This window comes from Sphingomonas sp. KR3-1, assembly GCF_040049295.1.
Lineage (GTDB): Bacteria > Pseudomonadota > Alphaproteobacteria > Sphingomonadales > Sphingomonadaceae > Sphingomonas.
This window is the reverse complement of sequence record NZ_JBDZDQ010000001.1, coordinates 699,083-717,328: the sequence shown is the minus strand read 5'-3', so window position 1 is coordinate 717,328 and position 18,246 is coordinate 699,083. Positions and strand designations below refer to the sequence as shown.

29 protein-coding genes are annotated in these 18,246 nt (G+C 65.6%); 27 read left to right on the top strand and 2 right to left on the bottom strand.

The window, feature by feature from the left end; genetic code table 11:
* The first annotated feature begins 2 nt into the window (after positions 1–2).
* From rpsJ to rpmD, 20 genes are all read left to right on the top strand, one after another.
* Positions 3–314 (top strand): 30S ribosomal protein S10, encoded by a 312-nt coding sequence (gene rpsJ / locus ABLE38_RS03570; protein WP_029936463.1) that lies wholly within the window; start codon positions 3–5, stop codon positions 312–314.
* A gap of 387 nt (positions 315–701) precedes the next feature.
* Complete coding sequence (gene rplC, locus ABLE38_RS03565; protein WP_348972784.1) at positions 702–1,460, top strand: 50S ribosomal protein L3; 759 nt, start codon at positions 702–704, stop codon at positions 1,458–1,460.
* A 2-nt stretch (positions 1,461–1,462) separates the two neighbouring features.
* On the top strand, positions 1,463–2,077 hold the full coding sequence (gene rplD / locus ABLE38_RS03560; RefSeq protein ID WP_348972783.1) for a 50S ribosomal protein L4: 615 nt from the start codon (positions 1,463–1,465) through the stop codon (positions 2,075–2,077).
* Positions 2,070–2,384, top strand: coding sequence for a 50S ribosomal protein L23 (locus ABLE38_RS03555; RefSeq protein WP_348972782.1), 315 nt, complete (start codon positions 2,070–2,072; stop codon positions 2,382–2,384). The genes rplD and ABLE38_RS03555 overlap by 8 nt, the downstream gene beginning before the upstream one ends.
* A 4-nt stretch (positions 2,385–2,388) precedes the next feature.
* Complete coding sequence (gene rplB / locus ABLE38_RS03550) at positions 2,389–3,240, top strand: 50S ribosomal protein L2 (protein ID WP_348972781.1); 852 nt, start codon at positions 2,389–2,391, stop codon at positions 3,238–3,240.
* 3 nt (positions 3,241–3,243) lie between these two features.
* Positions 3,244–3,522 (top strand): 30S ribosomal protein S19, encoded by a 279-nt coding sequence (gene rpsS, locus ABLE38_RS03545; protein ID WP_086128644.1) that lies wholly within the window; start codon positions 3,244–3,246, stop codon positions 3,520–3,522.
* Entirely contained in the window at positions 3,522–3,899 is a 378-nt protein-coding gene (gene rplV / locus ABLE38_RS03540; RefSeq protein ID WP_348972780.1) for a 50S ribosomal protein L22, read from the top strand. The genes rpsS and rplV overlap by 1 nt, the downstream gene beginning before the upstream one ends.
* Positions 3,899–4,606 (top strand): 30S ribosomal protein S3, encoded by a 708-nt coding sequence (gene rpsC, locus ABLE38_RS03535; protein WP_348972779.1) that lies wholly within the window; start codon positions 3,899–3,901, stop codon positions 4,604–4,606. Before rplV ends, rpsC begins: the two co-directional genes overlap by 1 nt.
* A 16-nt stretch (positions 4,607–4,622) precedes the next feature.
* Positions 4,623–5,054, top strand: coding sequence for a 50S ribosomal protein L16 (rplP, locus tag ABLE38_RS03530; RefSeq protein ID WP_086128647.1), 432 nt, complete (start codon positions 4,623–4,625; stop codon positions 5,052–5,054).
* Positions 5,055–5,058: 4 nt separating this feature from the next.
* Complete coding sequence (gene rpmC / locus ABLE38_RS03525; RefSeq protein WP_277768563.1) at positions 5,059–5,262, top strand: 50S ribosomal protein L29; 204 nt, start codon at positions 5,059–5,061, stop codon at positions 5,260–5,262.
* Between the two features lie 11 nt (positions 5,263–5,273).
* Positions 5,274–5,546, top strand: coding sequence for a 30S ribosomal protein S17 (rpsQ, locus tag ABLE38_RS03520; RefSeq protein WP_086128649.1), 273 nt, complete (start codon positions 5,274–5,276; stop codon positions 5,544–5,546).
* 60 nt (positions 5,547–5,606) lie between these two features.
* Positions 5,607–5,975: a 50S ribosomal protein L14 gene (rplN, locus tag ABLE38_RS03515; RefSeq protein ID WP_086128650.1), complete on the top strand. Its 369-nt coding sequence runs from the start codon at positions 5,607–5,609 to the stop codon at positions 5,973–5,975.
* Positions 5,975–6,292, top strand: coding sequence for a 50S ribosomal protein L24 (gene rplX / locus ABLE38_RS03510; RefSeq protein WP_348972778.1), 318 nt, complete (start codon positions 5,975–5,977; stop codon positions 6,290–6,292). The genes rplN and rplX overlap by 1 nt, the downstream gene beginning before the upstream one ends.
* A complete protein-coding gene (gene rplE / locus ABLE38_RS03505) occupies positions 6,285–6,869 on the top strand; it encodes a 50S ribosomal protein L5 (RefSeq protein ID WP_348972777.1) in 585 nt (194 codons plus the stop codon). The genes rplX and rplE overlap by 8 nt, the downstream gene beginning before the upstream one ends.
* A gap of 19 nt (positions 6,870–6,888) precedes the next feature.
* Positions 6,889–7,194: a 30S ribosomal protein S14 gene (gene rpsN, locus ABLE38_RS03500; protein ID WP_348972776.1), complete on the top strand. Its 306-nt coding sequence runs from the start codon at positions 6,889–6,891 to the stop codon at positions 7,192–7,194.
* Positions 7,195–7,204: 10 nt separating this feature from the next.
* Positions 7,205–7,600 (top strand): 30S ribosomal protein S8, encoded by a 396-nt coding sequence (gene rpsH, locus ABLE38_RS03495; protein WP_213981421.1) that lies wholly within the window; start codon positions 7,205–7,207, stop codon positions 7,598–7,600.
* Positions 7,600–8,133 carry a 50S ribosomal protein L6 gene (rplF, locus tag ABLE38_RS03490; protein ID WP_348972775.1) on the top strand — a complete coding sequence of 178 codons (534 nt, stop codon included), beginning with the start codon at positions 7,600–7,602 and terminating at the stop codon, positions 8,131–8,133. The genes rpsH and rplF overlap by 1 nt, the downstream gene beginning before the upstream one ends.
* The gene (rplR, locus tag ABLE38_RS03485; protein WP_348974441.1) at positions 8,133–8,492 is read left to right on the top strand and encodes a 50S ribosomal protein L18; all 360 of its coding nucleotides are present in this window, start codon (positions 8,133–8,135) and stop codon (positions 8,490–8,492) included. Before rplF ends, rplR begins: the two co-directional genes overlap by 1 nt.
* 2 nt (positions 8,493–8,494) lie before the next feature.
* A complete protein-coding gene (gene rpsE, locus ABLE38_RS03480) occupies positions 8,495–9,223 on the top strand; it encodes a 30S ribosomal protein S5 (RefSeq protein ID WP_348972774.1) in 729 nt (242 codons plus the stop codon).
* Positions 9,224–9,228: 5 nt separating this feature from the next.
* Positions 9,229–9,408: a 50S ribosomal protein L30 gene (rpmD, locus tag ABLE38_RS03475; RefSeq protein ID WP_044333362.1), complete on the top strand. Its 180-nt coding sequence runs from the start codon at positions 9,229–9,231 to the stop codon at positions 9,406–9,408.
* Between the two features lie 91 nt (positions 9,409–9,499).
* On the opposite strand, the gene ABLE38_RS03470 is transcribed toward rpmD, so the two are convergent.
* Both ABLE38_RS03470 and ABLE38_RS03465 read right to left on the bottom strand, forming a co-directional pair.
* Positions 9,500–9,811 carry a hypothetical protein gene (locus ABLE38_RS03470; RefSeq protein WP_348972773.1) on the bottom strand — a complete coding sequence of 104 codons (312 nt, stop codon included), beginning with the start codon at positions 9,809–9,811 and terminating at the stop codon, positions 9,500–9,502.
* A gap of 68 nt (positions 9,812–9,879) precedes the next feature.
* Positions 9,880–11,571 carry an ATP-binding protein gene (locus ABLE38_RS03465; protein WP_348972772.1) on the bottom strand — a complete coding sequence of 564 codons (1,692 nt, stop codon included), beginning with the start codon at positions 11,569–11,571 and terminating at the stop codon, positions 9,880–9,882.
* A gap of 189 nt (positions 11,572–11,760) precedes the next feature.
* Here ABLE38_RS03465 and rplO point away from each other — a divergent pair, with 189 nt between their 5' ends.
* The 7 genes from rplO (at position 11,761) to ABLE38_RS03430 (ending at position 18,117) form a co-directional block, all read left to right on the top strand.
* Positions 11,761–12,312 (top strand): 50S ribosomal protein L15, encoded by a 552-nt coding sequence (gene rplO, locus ABLE38_RS03460; protein ID WP_348972771.1) that lies wholly within the window; start codon positions 11,761–11,763, stop codon positions 12,310–12,312.
* A gap of 166 nt (positions 12,313–12,478) precedes the next feature.
* The gene (gene secY, locus ABLE38_RS03455) at positions 12,479–13,840 is read left to right on the top strand and encodes a preprotein translocase subunit SecY (RefSeq protein WP_348972770.1); all 1,362 of its coding nucleotides are present in this window, start codon (positions 12,479–12,481) and stop codon (positions 13,838–13,840) included.
* Positions 13,841–13,879: 39 nt separating this feature from the next.
* Entirely contained in the window at positions 13,880–14,533 is a 654-nt protein-coding gene (locus ABLE38_RS03450; RefSeq protein WP_348972769.1) for an adenylate kinase, read from the top strand.
* A gap of 555 nt (positions 14,534–15,088) precedes the next feature.
* Entirely contained in the window at positions 15,089–15,778 is a 690-nt protein-coding gene (locus ABLE38_RS03445; RefSeq protein ID WP_348972768.1) for a response regulator transcription factor, read from the top strand.
* 396 nt (positions 15,779–16,174) lie between these two features.
* Positions 16,175–16,543 (top strand): 30S ribosomal protein S13, encoded by a 369-nt coding sequence (gene rpsM / locus ABLE38_RS03440; protein ID WP_348972767.1) that lies wholly within the window; start codon positions 16,175–16,177, stop codon positions 16,541–16,543.
* Positions 16,544–16,557: 14 nt separating this feature from the next.
* Positions 16,558–16,947: a 30S ribosomal protein S11 gene (rpsK, locus tag ABLE38_RS03435; RefSeq protein ID WP_010545745.1), complete on the top strand. Its 390-nt coding sequence runs from the start codon at positions 16,558–16,560 to the stop codon at positions 16,945–16,947.
* Between the two features lie 96 nt (positions 16,948–17,043).
* A complete protein-coding gene (locus ABLE38_RS03430; protein WP_348972766.1) occupies positions 17,044–18,117 on the top strand; it encodes a DNA-directed RNA polymerase subunit alpha in 1,074 nt (357 codons plus the stop codon).
* Positions 18,118–18,246 lie beyond the last annotated feature (129 nt).

The window sequence follows — 18,246 nt, the reverse complement described above, 5'->3', positions numbered from 1 at the left end:
ACATGGAAACGCAGAATATCCGTATTCGCCTGAAGGCGTTCGATCACCGAGTGCTCGACCAGGCGACCGGCGACATCGCCGACACTGCGCGTCGCACTGGCGCTCTCATCCGTGGCCCGATCCCGCTTCCGACGAAGATCGAGAAGTTCACGGTGAACCGTGGTCCGCACATCGACAAGAAGAGCCGCGAGCAGTTTGAGGTGCGCACCTACAAGCGCATGCTCGACATCGTGCAGCCGACCCCGCAGACGGTCGACGCGCTGATGAAGCTCGACCTCGCCGCCGGCGTCGATGTCGAGATCAAGCTGGCCTGAGCCAGCTGAGGGCCCTCGCGAAAGCGGGGGCTTTCTCCTTCCGGCGCATTCCCGCAGGGGAATGCAGGTGAAGGGGTGGACAGGGAAGCGCTGCTGACGTAAAGGCGCGCCTCCACACGAGATTCGCGATTCCCTCGAAGGGGATTCGCCAGGTTCCTCCACCGGATCGATCCCGATCCAAAGCAAGGAACAGGAGGGCGCCCAGGGCGCACTCACATCGCGATAGGGATACCGCCGGCCTCTTCGGAGAACCGGGTCTGCGTCCCCCGTCGCCTCTCTCTTCGGAGAGGGGTTCAGCCCGGACGGGGGCTCGCATCATATTTTCGGGCTGAGGCACGCACCCGTGGGAATTCCCCCTCGGGTGCCTATGCATAGGAGCAACTGGTCATGCGCACTGGCGTGATCGCGAAGAAGTTGGGGATGACCCGCCTGTTCCAGGACGACGGCCGCCACGTGCCGGTCACCGTTCTGGCACTCGAAGGCGTTCAGGTCGTCTCCGTCCGCGAAAAGGATCGTGACGGCTATACGGCCGTCCAGCTCGGCGCCGGCACGGCGAAGAGCAAGAATGTCGCCAAGCCGCAGCGCGGCCACTTCGGCAAGGCCGAAGTCGAGCCCAAGGCTGTCGTCCATGAGTTCCGCGTCGACGCGGACGGCCTGCTCGAAGTGGGCGCCGAGATTTCGGCCGACCACTATGTCGCCGGCCAGTTCGTCGACATCCAGGGCAAGACCCAGGGCAAGGGCTTTGCGGGCGGCATGAAGCGTTGGGGCTTCGGCGGTCTGCGCGCCACCCACGGCGTCTCGGTCTCGCACCGCTCGCTCGGTTCGACCGGTCAGCGCCAGGATCCGGGCAAGGTCTTCAAGAACAAGAAGATGGCCGGTCACATGGGTGACAAGTTCCGCACGCAGCAGAACCTCGAGATCGTCGGCACCGACGTCGAGCGCGGCCTCATCTTCGTCAAGGGCTCGGTCCCTGGCTCGAAGGGCGGCTGGCTGTTCGTCAAGGACGCCGTCAAGGTCGACCGTCATGCCGATGCGCCGTTCCCGGCCGGCCTGAAGCAGGTCGCTAACAACAACGACACCGCCCCTGCGGAAACCCCGGCCGACACGGTCGAGGCTCCCGAGGCGACCGAAGGCCAGGAGGGCTGAACGTGAAGGTCAAGGTTCAAACCCTCGACGCGAAGGCATCGGGCGACATCGAGCTCAACGAGGCCGTTTTCGGCGTCGAGCCGCGCGCCGACATCCTGCACCGCGTCGTCACCTGGCAGCTCGAGAAGCGTCGCGCCACCGCGCGCGGCACTCGCGAGCGTGCTGACGTCGCCCGCTCGGGCAAGAAGTTCGGGCGCCAGAAGGGCGGCGGTACCGCCCGTCACGGCGATCGCCGCGCTCCGGTGTTCATTGGTGGTGGTAAGGCACACGGCGCCCGCGTCCGTGACTTCAATCCCGGCCTGAACAAGAAGATCCGCGCGCTGGGCCTGAAGATGGCCCTCAGCAGCCACGCCAAGGCGGGTTCGCTGGTCGTCCTCGACGCGTTCGGCACTGCCAAGACGGCGGAGCTGAAGGCGCAGTTCGCGAAGCTCGGCACCGGTCGCACCGCGCTGGTGATCGACGGTGAGGCCGGCAACGGCTTCCTCGCGGCCCGCAACCTGGTGGGCGTCAACGTCCTGCCGGCGGTCGGCGCCAACGTCTATGACATCCTGAAGCACGACACGCTGGTCCTGACCCGCGCTGCCGTCGAGAAGCTGGAGGCGCGCTTCAATGGCTAAGAAGCAGGCAGCCGCGATCGACAACCGTCACTATGACGTGATTGTCGCGCCGCACATCACCGAGAAGTCGACTCTGGTCTCCGAGCACAACGCCGTTGTGTTCAAGGTCGCCGGCGACGCCACCAAGCCCGAGATCAAGGCCGCTGTCGAAGCGCTGTTCTCGGTCAAGGTCACGGGCGTCAACACGATCGTCCAGAAGGGCAAGACCAAGAAGTGGAAGGGCGCTCCCTACAAGCGCTCGGACATCAAGAAAGCGATCGTGACGCTCGCCGATGGCGACCAGATCGACGTGACGACGGGAATCTGAGGCGATGGCACTCAAGAATTATAATCCGACGTCGCCTGGCGTCCGCGGCCTGATCCTGATCGACCGTTCGGCCCTGTACAAGGGTCGTCCGGTCAAGGCTCTGACCGAGGGCAAGACCAAGACCGGCGGCCGCAACAACAAGGGTCACGTGACTTCGCGCGGCATCGCCGGCGGTCACAAGCAGCGCTATCGCATCGTCGATTTCAAGCGCCGCCTGTGGGACGTCGAGGGCACCGTCGAGCGGATCGAATATGATCCCAACCGCACCGCGTTCATCGCGCTGGTCAACTACGGCAAGGACGAAGCGGGCAAGGACCGCGTCGCCTACATCATCGCTCCGCAGCGCCTCGGCGTTGGCGACAAGGTGATCGCCGGCAAGAAGACCGACGTGAAGCCGGGCAATGCCATGGAACTCGGCCAGATGCCGGTCGGCACCATCGTCCACAACGTGGAGATGAAGCCGGGCAAGGGCGGCCAGATCGCCCGTTCGGCAGGCACCTATGTGCAGGTCGTCGGTCGTGACCGCGGCATGGTCATCGTTCGCCTGAACTCGGGCGAGCAGCGCTACATCCACGGCAATTGCATGGCGACGGTCGGTGCGGTGTCCAACCCGGACAACCAGAACACCAACCTTGGCAAGGCTGGCCGTAACCGCTGGAAGGGCATCCGCCCGCTAACCCGCGGTGTTGCGAAGAACCCGGTCGACCACCCGCACGGCGGTGGTGAAGGCCGGACCTCGGGCGGCCGTCATCCGGTCACGCCGTGGGGCAAGCCGACCAAGGGTGCGCGCACCCGCCACAACAAGGCGACGGACAAGATGATCATCCGCAGCCGTCACGCGAAGAAGAAGGGCTAAACCATGGCTCGCTCCGTTTGGAAGGGTCCCTTCGTGGACCTCCACCTGCTCAAGAAGGCGCAGACCGCGCAGGAGCAGGGCACCCGCGCCGGTCCGATCAAGACCTGGTCGCGCCGCTCGACGATCCTGCCGGACTTCGTCGGCCTGACGTTCAGCGTCTACAATGGCCGCAAGTTCGTCCCGGTCTCGGTCAACGAGGACATGGTCGGCATGAAGCTCGGCGAGTTCGCGCCGACCCGGTTCTTCCCGGGCCACGCTGCCGACAAGAAGGGTAAGCGCTAATGAGCAAGCCTGCAGCCCCCCGCAAGGTCGGTGACAAGGAAGCCCTTGCCGTCGCCACGCAGATCCGTGGTTCAGCCCAGAAGCTGAACCTCGTCGCGGGCCTGATCCGCGGCAAGAAGGCAGAGGACGCGCTGAACATCCTTCAGTTCTCGACCAAGGCCATGGCCGTCGACGCGCGCAAGGTTCTCGCCTCGGCGATCGCCAATGCGGAAAACAACCACAACCTCGACGTCGACGCGCTCGTCGTCGCCGAGGCTTCGGTCGGCAAGTCGATCACGATGAAGCGCTTCGCGACCCGCGGCCGTGGCAAGTCCACCCGCATCCTGAAGCCGTTCAGCCGTCTTCGCATCGTCGTCCGCGAGCAGGAAGAAGCATAATGGGTCACAAGAGCAACCCGATCGGCCTTCGCCTCCAGGTCAACCGCACCTGGGACAGCCGCTGGTTCGCCGAGGGCGCCGACTATGGCCGGCTCCTCATGGAGGACCTCAAGATCCGCAAGTACATCGTCGAGACGCTGCCCCAGGCCGCGATCTCGAAGGTGGTGATTGAGCGCCCGGCCAAGCTGTGCCGCGTGTCGATCTACGCTGCCCGTCCCGGTGTGATCATCGGCAAGAAGGGCTCGGACATCGAGAAGCTGCGCAAGACGCTGAGCGCGATGACCTCGAGCGACGTGAGCCTGAACATCGTCGAGATCCGCAAGCCGGAAGTCGACGCCAAGCTCGTCGCCCAGGGCATCGCCGATCAGCTCGAGCGTCGTATCGCCTTCCGCCGCGCCATGAAGCGCGCGGTGCAGTCAGCGATGCGTCTCGGCGCCGAGGGCATCCGGATCAACTGCGGCGGCCGTCTCGGCGGCGCCGAGATCGCCCGTTCGGAATGGTATCGCGAGGGTCGCGTTCCGCTGCACACGCTGCGCGCGAACATCGATCACGCCACTGCCGAAGCGCACACCGCCTATGGCGTCTGCGGCGTGAAGGTGTGGATCTTCAAGGGTGAGATCCTCGGCCACGATCCGATGGCGACCGATCGCCTCAACCTGGAATCGCAGACGACGGGCGTTCGCCCGGCGCGCGACGACCGTCGCTAAGGGTTAGGACAGAACAATGCTGCAACCGAAGCGCACCAAGTTCCGCAAGGCCTTCAAGGGCCGCATCCATGGCGACGCCAAGGGTGGCACTGCGCTGAACTTCGGGTCGTATGGCCTGAAGGCGATGGAGCCGGAGCGGATCACCGCCCGTCAGATCGAGGCGGCTCGCCGCGCGATCACCCGTCACATCAAGCGCCAGGGCCGTCTCTGGATCCGCATCTTCCCGGACGTGCCGGTCTCGTCCAAGCCTGCTGAAGTCCGCATGGGCTCGGGCAAGGGCTCGCCGGAATTCTGGGTCGCCCGCGTCAAGCCGGGCCGCATCCTGTTCGAGCTGGACGGCGTTCCCGGCCCGCTCGCCGCGGAAGCGTTCGAGCGTGCGGCGATGAAGCTGCCGATCAAGGTCAAGGTCGTGGCTCGCCTCGGCGATACCTCGCACCTGGAGGGTTGATAGAATGACCAAGGCTACCGATCTTCGTGCGAAGACCGAAGACCAGCTGAGCGACGAGCTCGGCAACCTGAAGCGCGAGGCGTTCAACCTCCGTTTCCAGGCCGCGACCAGCCAGCTCGAAAAGCCGAGCCGCGTTCGCGAGGTCCGTCGGGACATCGCCCGTATCAAGACGCTGCAGAACGAGCGCTCGCGCTCGGCTGCCAAGTAAAGGACGAAACCATGCCGAAGCGCGTGCTGACCGGGAACGTGGTTTCCGACAAGGGCGACAAGACGGTTGTCGTGCTGGTGGAGCGTAAGGTGAAGCACCCGCTCTACGGCAAGATCATCCGCCGCTCGAAGAAGTATCATGCCCATGACGAGGGCAATGAGTACAAGGCCGGCGAGACCGTGCGCATCGAAGAGACTGCGCCGATCTCCAAGCTGAAGACCTGGAAGGTGATCGAGCGGGTGAACACCCACGCGACCCCGACCAAGTCGGACGCCGCCGCCTAATCTTTTTAACTGGAACCACCGGGCAGGTCCCGGAAGGCCGAACGAGAAGGAACCGGATCGATGATCCAGATGCAGTCCAATCTCGACGTCGCTGACAACAGCGGCGCGAAGCGGGTGCAGTGCATCAAGGTGCTGGGCGGATCGAAGCGTCGCTTCGCCTCCGTGGGCGACGTCATCGTCGTCAGCATCAAGGAAGCTGCTCCCCGCGGCAAGGTGAAGAAGGGTGACGTGCACCGCGCCGTCATCGTCCGCACCGCCAAGGACGTCCGCCGCGCCGATGGCTCGGTGATTCGCTTCGACGGCAACGCTGCCGTCCTGGTCAACAAGAACGAGGAGCCGATCGGCACCCGTATCTTTGGCCCGGTGGTCCGCGAGCTGCGCTCGAAGGGCTTCATGAAGATCATTTCGCTCGCCCCCGAGGTGCTGTGATGGCTGCTGCCAAGATCAAGAAGGGCGACCAGGTCATCGTCCTGTCCGGCAAGGACAAGGGACGGACCGGCGAGGTCGTCAAGGCGCTCCCGAAGGACGGCAAGGTCGTCGTGTCGGGCGTCAACATCGCCGTGCGTCACCGCAAGGCTTCGCAGACCAACCCGCAGGGCGGTCTCGAGCGTTCGGAAGCGCCGATGGCAGTGTCCAAGGTCGCGCACGTGACCAAGGACGGCAAGCCGACGCGCGTCCGCTTCGAAGAGCGTGACGGCAAGAAGGTTCGCGTCGCCGTCAAGACCGGGGAGGTCATCAATGGCTGATTCCTACACGCCGCGCATGCGCAAGCTCTATGACGAGCAGATCGCCAAGGCGATGACCGAGAAGTTCGGTTACAAGAACGTCATGGAAGTGCCGAAGATCGACAAGATCACGCTCAACATGGGCGTGGGCGAAGCGACGCAGGACAAGAAGAAGGTCGAGCAGGCAGCGTCCGAAATGGAGCTGATCGCCGGCCAGAAGCCTGTCATCACCAAGGCGAAGAAGTCGATCGCGCAGTTCAAGCTGCGCGAGGGCATGCCGATCGGCGTGAAGGTCACCCTTCGCCGCGAGCGCATGTACGAGTTCCTCGACCGCTTCATCACGATCGCGCTTCCGCGCGTTCGCGACTTCCGTGGGCTGAACCCGAAGAGCTTCGACGGCCGTGGCAACTATGCCTGTGGCCTGAAGGAGCAGCTCGTGTTCCCCGAGATCAACTATGACCGCATCGACAAGGTGCGCGGCATGGACGTGATCGTGACCACCACCGCCAAGACCGACGAAGAAGCTCGCGAGCTCCTCCGTCTCTTCGGCTTCCCGTTCCCGCAGGATGCGGACGGCGAAGCGAAGCAGGCAGCGTAAGGGAAAGAGAACTTAAGTCATGGCGAAACTGAGTTCCATCAATAAGAACGAGCGTCGCAAGCAGCTGGTGAAGAAGTACGCCGGCAAGTATGCGAAGCTCAAGGCGATCGCGAACGATGAGAGCCTCGATGAGACCGAGCGTCTCATCGCGCGCCTCAAGATGGCCGAGATCCCCAGGAACGGTAATCCGACCCGCATCCGTAACCGGTGCGAGCTGACCGGCCGCCCGCGCGGCTATTACCGCAAGTTCCGTCTCGCACGCGTGATGCTGCGCGATCTGTCCAATAAGGGACTGATCCCCGGCGTCACCAAGTCGAGCTGGTAAGGACTGACACATGGCAGTGACCGATCCCCTGGGTGATATGCTCACCCGCATCCGCAACGGCCAGCGCGCCCGCAAGGACTCCGTCCTTACGCCGGCGAGCAAGCTGCGTGCGCGCGTCCTCGACGTTCTTCAGCGCGAGGGTTATATCCGTGGCTACAGCGAAGAGCAGATGGGCCCCGCGGCCGGCATCCGCATCGAGCTGAAGTATTTCGAGGGCCAGCCGGCGATCAAGCACGTCGCGCGCGTCTCGAAGCCCGGCCGCCGCGTCTATTCGGGCTCGCAGGAGCTTCCGCGTATCCGCAACGGCCTCGGCATCACGATCGTCTCGACGCCTCGCGGTGTTCTGTCCGACGCGGAAGCGCGCGAGCAGAATGTCGGCGGCGAAGTGCTCGCGGAGGTGTTCTGATGAGCCGCATCGGTAAGAAGCCGGTCACGGTTCCGGCAGGCGTCACCGCCACGATCGACGGCCGCGTGCTGAACGTGAAGGGCCCCAAGGGCGCCCTTTCGCTCAACCTGCGCGACGAGATCAGCTACACGCTCGAGGACGGCGGCATCCTGGTGAAGCCGGCGAACGAGACCAAGCAGGCGCGTGCCTTCTGGGGCATGCAGCGCACGCTGGTCCAGAACCTCGTCACCGGCGTGACCGAGGGCTTCTCCAAGAAGCTCCTGATCACCGGCGTCGGCTACCGCGCGAACTCGCAGGGCAAGAAGCTCAAGCTTCAGCTCGGCTATTCGCACGACGTCGATATCGACGTGCCGGAAGGCATCGAGGTCAAGACCCCGGATCAGACCACGGTCGAGATCTCGGGCATCGACAAGCAGAAGGTCGGCCAGATTGCGGCCGAGATTCGCCGCTGGCGGAAGCCTGAGCCGTACAAGGGCAAGGGCATCAAGTACGACGGCGAGTTCATCTTCCGTAAGGAAGGGAAGAAGAAGTGATCAGCACCAAGGGTCTCTCGCTTTTCGCGAAGCGTCGTCGCCGCAACCGTACGTCGCTGCGTGCACGTGCCGGTGGTCGTCCGCGTCTTTCGATCCATCGCTCGGGCAAGCACATCTATGCCCAGGTGATCGACGATGCCGCCGGCAAGACCGTCGCATCGGCTTCCACCCTCGAGAAGGACGTGCGCGGCAAGACCGGCGCGACCATCGCCGCGGCGCAGGAAGTCGGCAAGCGCGTTGCCGAGGCTGCCAAGGCAGCCGGCGTCACGCAGGTCGTCTTCGACCGCGGTGGCTTCCTCTACCATGGCCGCGTCAAGGCGCTGGCCGATGCCGCTCGTGAGAGCGGGCTGGAGTTCTGAGAATGGCTGACGAAAACAACCAGGCGCCGGAAGGCGCGGGCTTCGAGGCGGCTCCGGACGCCGGTGCGCCCCAGGAGCAGCAGGGTCGTGGCCGTGGCCGCGGCCGTGGCGGCCCCGGCGGCGGCAACAACCGTGGCGGCCGTGACGGCAACCGTGGCCGTCGCGACGATCGTCGCGGTGGTCCGGGTGCCGAGGACGGCGGCGAGGAGCTGATCGAGAAGCTGGTCCACATCAACCGCGTCTCGAAGACGGTGAAGGGCGGCAAGCGCTTCGGCTTCGCGGCGCTGGTCGTCGTGGGCGACGGCAAGGGCCGTGCAGGCTTCGGCCATGGCAAGGCGCGCGAAGTGCCGGAAGCCATCTCGAAGGCGACTGCGGCCGCCAAGAAGGCAATGGTCCGCATTCCGCTCAAGGAAGGCCGCACGCTGCATCACGACGGCAAGGGCCATTTCGGCGCTGGCCGCGTGACCATCCGCTCGGCGCCGCAGGGCACCGGCATCATCGCGGGTGGCCCGATGCGCGCCATCTTCGAGAGCCTGGGCGTTGCCGACGTCGTGACCAAGTCGGTCGGCACGTCGAACCCCTACAACATGATCCGCGCCACCTTCGAGGCGCTGGTGGACCAGACTTCGCCGAAGTCGGTCGCCCAGCGGCGCGGCAAGAAGATCGCCGACCTGCTCGGCCGCGGTGGTTCGCAGACCGCCGAGGCGGATGCAGCCGCGATCGCGGAGTAAGCGACATGGCGAAGATCAAGATCCAGCAGATCGGCTCGCCGATCCGCCGCACCAAGGATCAGCGCGCAACGCTGATCGGCCTTGGCCTGAACAAGATGCACAAGGTCTCGGAGCTGGAAGACAGCCCCGAGGTCCGCGGCATGATCCGCAAGCTGCCGCACATGGTGAAGGTGCTCGAGGGCTAAGCCTTCGTCCGCTGCCAGCGACAAACAGGGAAGGGGCGACAGGCGACTGTCGCCCCTTTTCGTTTGCCGGTGCCTCCCGGTGGCGCGTTCCCTACAGGCAGCTGCCCTTGATGCCCTGGGCGGGCTGCATCACCACGCTCTGGCTGTTGCCGGAGCTTTGCATGCTCTTGAGCGCTGCGCCCTGCTTCGCCACGGTATCGCACAGGAGCTGAACCCGCTCCTTCAGCGTGCCGACGTCCTTCTCCAGCCGATCGATCCGCACGTCGAGGACCAGGGCCGGGCTCATCTCGACCGGCTTCGCGTTCGAGACCGTAATGGGCTTGCCGCTCTGCGAAAACGCCGTCCCGGCCAGCCCGCCGCTGATCGCGATAAGGCCGGCGGCAATGATGGTCTTGCGGATCACGTGCTTTCTCCTCGCTGGATTTCACGAGGAGAGACGGCGTTCCCGGGCAAAGCCGGACAAGTCGCCGCTCACGCCGCAGCGCGCACCGTCGGGTCGCGCTGCACGGTGAAGCAGACCATCGCACCGCGCGCCAGGTTCTCCGCCTGCAGCACGCCGCCATGCGCTTCGATGATGCTGCGGCAGATCGACAGGCCGATCCCCAGGCCGTGCCCTGCCTTGGTGGAGATGAAGGGCATGTTGATCTGGGCGAAGACGGCCTCCGGGAAGCCCGGGCCGGTATCCTCGACGATGATCTTGAGGAACTCGTCCGATGCGATCGTGCTGGTGATGCGGATCGCGCGCTGCTCGAGCGGCAAATGCGCCATCGCCTCCTCGGCGTTGCGGATCAGGTTGACCAGCACCTGCTGGATCTGGATCCGGTCGATCAGCGCGCGGATCGGCGGCTGTATCCCGGAATAGGTGATCCGCGCCGAGGGAGCGACCTTTGCCCCGCGCGCCAGTTCGATGGCGTCGTTGATGACGTCGTCGATCGGCTCGATGCGCATCTCGGCGCTGCCCTTGGCGAGATAGTCGCGGATGCGCCGGATGATGTCGCCCGCGCGGGCGATCTGGCCGCGTGCCTGGCCGATCTGTGCGGCGGCGGCCTCGCGCGAGCCGTCGCCCTTGAGCAGGATTTCGCCCACCGAAAGGAAGTTCGATGCGGCAGCAAGGGGCTGGTTGAGCTCGTGCGCCAGGCCGCCCGCCATCTCGCTCAGCGACGACACGCGGGCGCTATGGGCGAATTCGTCGCGGATCACATCGAAGCGGCGCTGCGCCTGCTGCTGATTGGAGACGTGGCGGAAATAGAGCGCGAGCAGCGCCCCCACCACCAGGGTCAGCGCCGAGACCAGGATCAGGAACCAGCGCGCGCGCTGCCGGGCCGGGGCGAAGATGTCGCTCTCGCCGATGCCCGAGGTGACGAAGATCGGGTAGTTGGCGAGCCGCTGGTGGCTGAACAGCCGGCGCTTGCCGTCGATCGCGCTCGGCCCCCAATATTCGCCATTGGGCGCGGCCTTCTGGTGCTGCATCACCAGCGTGTCGTTCAGGTTCTGCCCCCAGCTCACGACGTCGCCTTCGCGCCGCGCCAGCGTGATGCCGCGCAGCGAGATGATCGAGATCAGGTCCTCGGGCCGGTAGCGCAGCCCTGCGTTGAAATCGACGAACCGGTCGGTCGGCACATCGACTGCCACCGCGCCGGCAAAGGCGCCGTGTGCGTCGCGCCAGGAGCGGGCGACCAGCACCACCGCGCCCTTCGAATCGAGCGCCTCGTTGGGGTCGGAGACGGCCCGCGCGACGCCGGGGGCGCTCTCCAGCTCGCGGAACACCCGCTTGTCCTTCACATTGACCGGCCCGCGCTGCTTGGTGGTGAAGCGGATATTGCCGTCGCGGTCGGCGATCTCCGCGCCGGTGATGATCGGGCCGAAATAGCGGGGCAGCGTGATCAGCTTGGGCGCCGCGCTGCCCACAGGGGCGACCAGGCTGCCATAGTGCTCGCCCAGATATTCGGTGGCGAGATCCGCCAGCTCGAGCGTGCGCCGGACATATTGCTCGAAGGCGACGACCCGGTTGCGATTCTCCCGCGAGGCCGACTGGATGGCGACCGCCCGGTCTTCCTGGATCTGCCAGATCACTGCGATCCAGGCGATGACGACGAACAGGATCGCCGCCGCGACGACGATCCGCGCTGCTGGCTGGCGCAGGATGGTCCAGAAAATCTTCATCGCCGTGCACCTTGCGCGGTCTGCCGAAAGGGCGGCAAGTTCGATCTTATACGGGGTAGGTGCGGCGGGCGGAACCGCGGGCGGACGCCGTGGCACCTGCACGAAAACAGGGGTGACAAAGCGCGATCCCGCCGCTATGGGCCCCGCTTCCTTACAACGCGCGACAAAAGCGAAAGCGAGTGCACGATCATGAAGCTTAACGAACTCACCGACAACCAGGGCGCCCGCCACCGCAAGATCCGCGTCGGACGCGGCATCGGCTCGGGCAAGGGCAAGACCGCTGGCCGCGGCCAGAAGGGTCAGAAGAGCCGCGAAGGCGTCTCGATCAACGGGTTCGAGGGCGGTCAGATGCCGCTCCACATGCGCATCCCGAAGCGCGGCTTCAACAACATCTTCGCCAAGGACTATGCCGAGGTGAACCTGGGCGCGATCCAGAAGGCGATCGATTCGGGCAAGCTGACCGCGACTGACCTGACCCAGGCCGAGCTGAACGCGGCGGGCCTGACCCGTGGCGGCAAGGACGGCGTCCGCCTCCTCGCCAAGGGCGAGCTCAAGGCCAAGCTGAACTTCACCGTTGCCGGCGCGTCGAAGAGCGCGGTCGAGGCGGTCGAGAAGGCTGGCGGCACCGTGACGATCCCCGAGATCGTGCCGGCGGCGGAGAAGGCCAAGGCCAAGCACCGCGTCGTGCAGAAGGTCCGCGCCGCGGACAAGGAAGCCAAGAAGGCCGCCGCCAAGGCGTAACCATGCTGTTCCCCGGCCGCGCGCCGGGGCCCAGCATCACGCCGTTCGGTGACTTGTCCCCAGCCCTGGGCCGGGGACAGATTGCCCTGAGGGTTGGACACCCTATATGAACGGCGGGGGGCGGAAACGCTCATCCGCCGTTTCTGTTTCCGGGACCTAAGACAACATGGCCTCCGCCTCCGATCAACTTGCTTCCAGCATCAACCTGGCGAAGTTCGCCAAGGCGACCGACCTCAAGAAGCGTCTGTGGTTTACCCTCGGCGCCCTGATCGTCTTCCGCATGCTGAGCTACGTGCCGCTTCCGGGCGTCGACCCGACCCAGCTCAACCTGCTCGCGCAGCAGACGGCGGGCGGTGTGCTCGATTTCTTCAACAACTTCACCGGCGGCGCGCTCAATCGCATGTCGATCGTGGCGCTGGGCGTGATGCCCTACATCACTGCCTCGATCGTGGTGCAGCTCGCCACCTCGCTGAGCCCCACGCTCAACGCGATCAAGAAGGAAGGCGAGAGCGGCCGCAAGCGCCTCAACCAGTATACGCGCTACGGCACCGTCGCGCTGACTGCGGTGCAGGGCTATTTCATCGCCGTCGGCCTCGAGAGCTTCGGCGCGCAGCAGGGCCTGCAGCCCGTCGTCGAGCCCGGCATGATCTTCCGCATCGGCGCGGTCGTCTCGCTGATCGGCGGCACCATGTTCCTGATGTGGATCGGTGAGCAGATCACCAATCGCGGCATCGGCAACGGCATCTCGCTGATCATCATGGCCGGCATCGTCGCCCGCCTGCCCACCACGCTCGTCCAGCTGTTCGAGAGCGGCCGCACCGGCTCGATCGATCCGCTGCGCCTGCTGACGATCATCGTCGGCGTGGCGGTGCTCGTGCTGTTCATCTGCTTCATGGAGCGCGCCCAGCGCCGCATCCTGATCCAGTATCCCAAGCGGCAGACCGCAAGGGGCGTGCAGGCCGAGCGCAGCCACCTGCCGCTCAAGCTCAACACCGCCGGCGTGATCCCGCCGATCTTCGCCTCGTCGCTGCTGCTGCTGCCGCTGACGATCACCCAGTTCGCCGGCAACATGACCGCGGGCGAGAACTGGTGGAGCGACGTGGTGATCAACATGAACCAGTGGCTGCGCCACGGTTCGCCGGTCTACATGTCGCTCTACGGCCTCGGCATCATCTTCTTCTCCTTCTTCTACACCGCCGTGGTGTTCAATCCGGAGGAGACCGCCGAGAACCTCAAGCGCTATGGCGGGTTCATCCCGGGCATCCGCCCGGGCAAGAACACCGAGCTGTACTTCGATTACGTGCTCACCCGCATCACCGTGATCGGCGCGGCCTATCTGACGATCATCTGCCTCGTTCCCGAAGCAGTGTTCTCGTCGATGAGCATTCCGTTCCTGATGGGCGGCACCAGCCTGCTCATCGTCGTCAACGTGACGATGGACACGGTGACTCAGATCCAGTCGCACCTGCTGGCGCACCAGTATGGCGACCTGATCAAGAAGGCGAAGCTGAAGGGCCGCGCGCGCTGAGCGCGGCCCGAACTGGCCGAAACTGAGGGGATAGGCTTAGTGAATATCATCCTGTTGGGCCCGCCGGGAGCCGGCAAGGGCACCCAGGCTAGTCGGCTCGAGGCGGAGCGCGGCATGGTCCAGCTCTCCACGGGCGACATGCTGCGGGCTGCGCGCAAGGCGGATACGCCGCTCGGCCACCAGGTCGCGGAGGTCATGGACTCGGGCGCGCTGGTTTCCGACGAGATCGTCTCGGCGCTGATCGACGAGAAGCTCGGCACGCTGTCCGTCGACCAGGGCACGATCTTCGACGGCTATCCGCGCACGGCGCCGCAGGCCGAGTCGCTCGACGAGATCCTCGACGCGCATGATCGTGCGCTCGATTTCGTCATCGAGCTGGTCGTCGACGAGGATGCGCTGGTCGAGCGCATCACCGGCCGCTTCACCTGCGCCAATTGCGGTGCCGGCTATCACGACAAGTTCAAGCTGCCCAAGGTCGAGGGCACGTGCGACGTCTGCGGGCATCACGAGTTCAAGCGCCGCCCCGACGACAATGAAGAGACCGTGCGCACCCGCATGGCCGAATATCGCGCCAAGACCGCGCCGATCCTGCCGATCTACGAGGCCAAGGGCCTGGTGCGCGCAGTCGACGGCATGGCCGACATCGCCGAAGTCGGCGCGCAGATCGATGCGATCCTCGACGGCAAGGCCTGACGGCCCAGCCACCCGTTTGCGAAGGGCGCGGTAGCAATACCGCGCCCTTTTCGTTTGGGAGCCACACAATTCCTCCCCGAGCTTGTCTCGGGGAGGGGGACCGCGCCCGCAGGGCGTGGTGGAGGGGCCGGCGCGACGCGCCGGTGCCCGGCGAGCGCCTCCACCATTCGCCGCGCGAATGGCCCCTTCCCGAGGCAAGCCCGGGCCCCAATTCCACCCCCGCAACATTACGATTTTGTCATGCCCCGGTCACCGCCTCGGGCACCCCTGGCGGCTATCAGAAGCCCATGGCCGGCACCTGCTGGCCAGCAGCTTAGGTCACCCGCATGCGGTTGCCCCGGTTGCTCTTCCCGGCTCGGCATCGATCTCCGCCCCGTGATCGCCGCCGCCGCGCTTGTCCGGACATGCCCCCGTCCGCGCCGAGCCTGCCGGGAAGAGCGCATGGCGCCCCTGCGGCCCCTGAAGTCGCCGATGCTGCCCTGGCATCGACGCAACGGCCGGCGGACACCCCCTTGTTCGCCGGCCGCCCTTCTCATGGCAGGGCGGAGGATGGTCGTGACGCACCACATCCTGATCGTCGAGGACGATGCCGCCTCGCTCGACTTCGTGCTGCGCGGCCTCGACGCCGAGGGGCTCGACATCGAGACCTGCAGCGAGGGCCTTGCGGGCCTGGCGCGCGCTGCCGAGGGCGATTTCGACCTGTGGATCCTCGATCGCATGCTTCCGGGCATGGACGGCCTGTCGCTGCTCGCCGAGCTGCGCGCCCAGGGGCTGCGTACGCCGGCGATCATGCTCTCCGCGCTCGGCACGGTCGACGACAAGGTGACCGGGCTCACTGCCGGCGCCGATGACTATCTCGCCAAGCCCTTTTCGCTCGCCGAGCTGCGCGCGCGTATCGCCGCGCTGCTGCGCCGGGCCGAGCGCGACGCCGGCGAGGCGCAAGCGACTCGCATCGTCGTCGGCGATCTCGAGATCGACCTGCTCAGCCGCACGGTGGCGCGGGGCGGCCGGGCGGTGCCGCTGGTCGCCCGCGAGTTCCACTTGCTCGAATTCCTCGCGCGGCACGCCGGCGAGGTGGTCACGCGGACGATGATGCTCGAAAGCGTGTGGAACTGCCGCTTCGATCCCGGATCGAACGTCGTCGACGTCCATATCGGCCGCCTGCGCCGCAAGCTCGAGGAGGGCGCCGCGCCGATCCTCCACACGGTGCGCGGGGCCGGCTATCGCCTCGCGGTCGAGGGATAGCGCCTGCGCCACGTTGCAGGTGCCGCCAGGCTTGCAATGTAGGATTTCGCCTGCTCTCTGGAGGAGTGGGGTCGAAGCCCTTCGCGCATGCGTAGGTGTGTCAAGAGATTCAACGAATCGTTCAACCGCCCGGTTGAACGTCGCATCGGGGGACAGGCGCCCCGGCGGGCTGCTTGGCGGCGGGGTCAGGATGGTGTATGAGTCCGTTTCCGGCAAAAGGCTTGCCCGCAACGCTTGACTCAGCGTTGGCGGACGCATATGTCGCCCATCTTCCGAAACACCGGTGTCCGGCGGCGTCCTTGTGCGCTCGTCGTGCCACTGCATTTCGGAAACAACGCTACGAGATGGGACGCGAGCTGCCATGCGGCGTCCCGTGGAGCTGGGAGAACAAATTCCATGGCACGTATTGCGGGTGTAAATATCCCGACCAACAAGCGCGTCGTTATCGCGCTGCAGTATATCCACGGCATTGGCGCGACCAAGGCCAAGGAAATCACCGCCAAGCTCAACATCGCCGACGATCGCCGCGTCCAGGACCTTTCGGACCAGGAAGTGCTGCAGATCCGTGAAGCGATCGACGCCGGCTACACCGTGGAAGGCGACCTGCGTCGCCAGACCGCGATGAACATCAAGCGTCTGATGGACTTGGCCTGCTACCGCGGTCTCCGTCACCGTAAGGGCCTCCCGGTCCGTGGCCAGCGCACGCACACCAATGCGCGCACCCGCAAGGGCAAGGCCAAGCCGATCGCCGGCAAGAAGAAGTAAGGGAGGGCTGAACCATGGCACGTGAACCGCAGCGTATTCGCCGTCGCGAACGCAAGAACATCACCGCCGGCGTCGCCCATGTGAACGCCAGCTTCAACAACACGATGATCACCATCACCGATGCCCAGGGCAACGCCATTTCGTGGTCGTCGGCCGGCATGATGGGCTTCAAGGGCTCGCGCAAGTCGACCCCGTACGCAGCCCAGGTTGCCGCCGAGGACGCGGGCCGCAAGGCCGCCGAGCACGGCGTGCGCACCCTCGAGGTTGAAGTGAAGGGCCCGGGTTCGGGCCGCGAGTCGGCGCTCCGCGCGCTGCAGGCGGTCGGCTTCCAGATCACGTCCATCCGCGACGTGACGCCGATCCCGCACAACGGCGTGCGTCCGTCGAAGCGTCGTCGCGTCTAAATCCTGCTTGCACCGCGGACCCTGAGGCGGGTCCGCGGTCTTGCAGTTATTACCTGGCGGGATGGCCTCAAGTCCCGCCCAACATGAGGAAAGCCCGTGTCGGTCAACGCTAAGAACTGGCAGGAACTCAAGAAGCCCAACGGCCTCGAGAAGAAGCCCGGTGGCGATCCCAAGCGCAAGTCGACCTTCGTGGCGGAGCCGCTCGAGCGCGGTTTCGGCCTGACGCTCGGCAACGCGCTGCGCCGCGTGCTGCTCTCGTCGCTGCAGGGTGCCGCGGTCACTTCGATCAAGATCGAGAACGTCCTCCACGAGTTCAGCTCGCTGGCGGGGGTTCGCGAGGACGTGACGGACATCGTCCTCAACGTGAAGCAGATCGCGCTCAAGATGCAGGGCGAAGGCCCGAAGCGCCTCCAGCTCGCGGCCACTGGCCCGGCTGAGGTCAAGGCTGGCGACATCGCCGTGTCGGGTGACATCGAGGTGATGAACCCCGATCTCGTCATCTGCCACCTCGACGATGGCGCGACGCTCAACATGGAACTGACCGCCGACACCGGCAAGGGCTATGTCCCCGCCGCGTCGAACCGTCCGGCCGATGCGCCGATCGGTCTGATCCCGGTCGACGCCCTGTACAGCCCGGTTCGCCAGGTTTCGTACAAGGTCGAGAACACCCGCGTCGGCCAGGAGCTCGACTACGACAAGCTCACGTTGAGCGTCGAGACCGATGGCACGATCAGCCCCGAGGACGCCGTGGCCTATGCCGCGCGCATCCTGCAGGACCAGCTGGCGCTGTTCGTCCACTTCGACGATTCGGCGATCACCCGCTCGGCTCCGATCGGCATGGCCGCTCCGGCTGCCGGCGGCGCTGCGGATACCGGTTCGGGCGACGCGTCGCAGATCAACCGCTACCTGCTGAAGAAGGTCGACGAGTTGGAGCTTTCGGTCCGCTCGGCCAACTGCCTCAAGAACGACAACATCATCTATATCGGCGATCTGGTCCAGAAGACCGAAGCCGAGATGCTGCGCACGCCGAACTTCGGCCGCAAGTCGCTCAACGAGATCAAGGAAGTCCTTTCGAGCATGGGGCTCCGCCTCGGGATGGAAATCCCGGGCTGGCCGCCCGAGAACATCGAAGAGATGGCCAAGAAGCTCGAGCAGGAGATCATGGGCTAAGCCCAGGATCCGAAGCGAGGAACAAGCGAAGGGCCGTCCCGAAAGGGGCGGCCCTTCTGCTTTTGCTTCATTCCGGAGCAATCGTTCCGCTTGTCAAATGACACCGCGCGCCATAATTTGCCTTCGGGG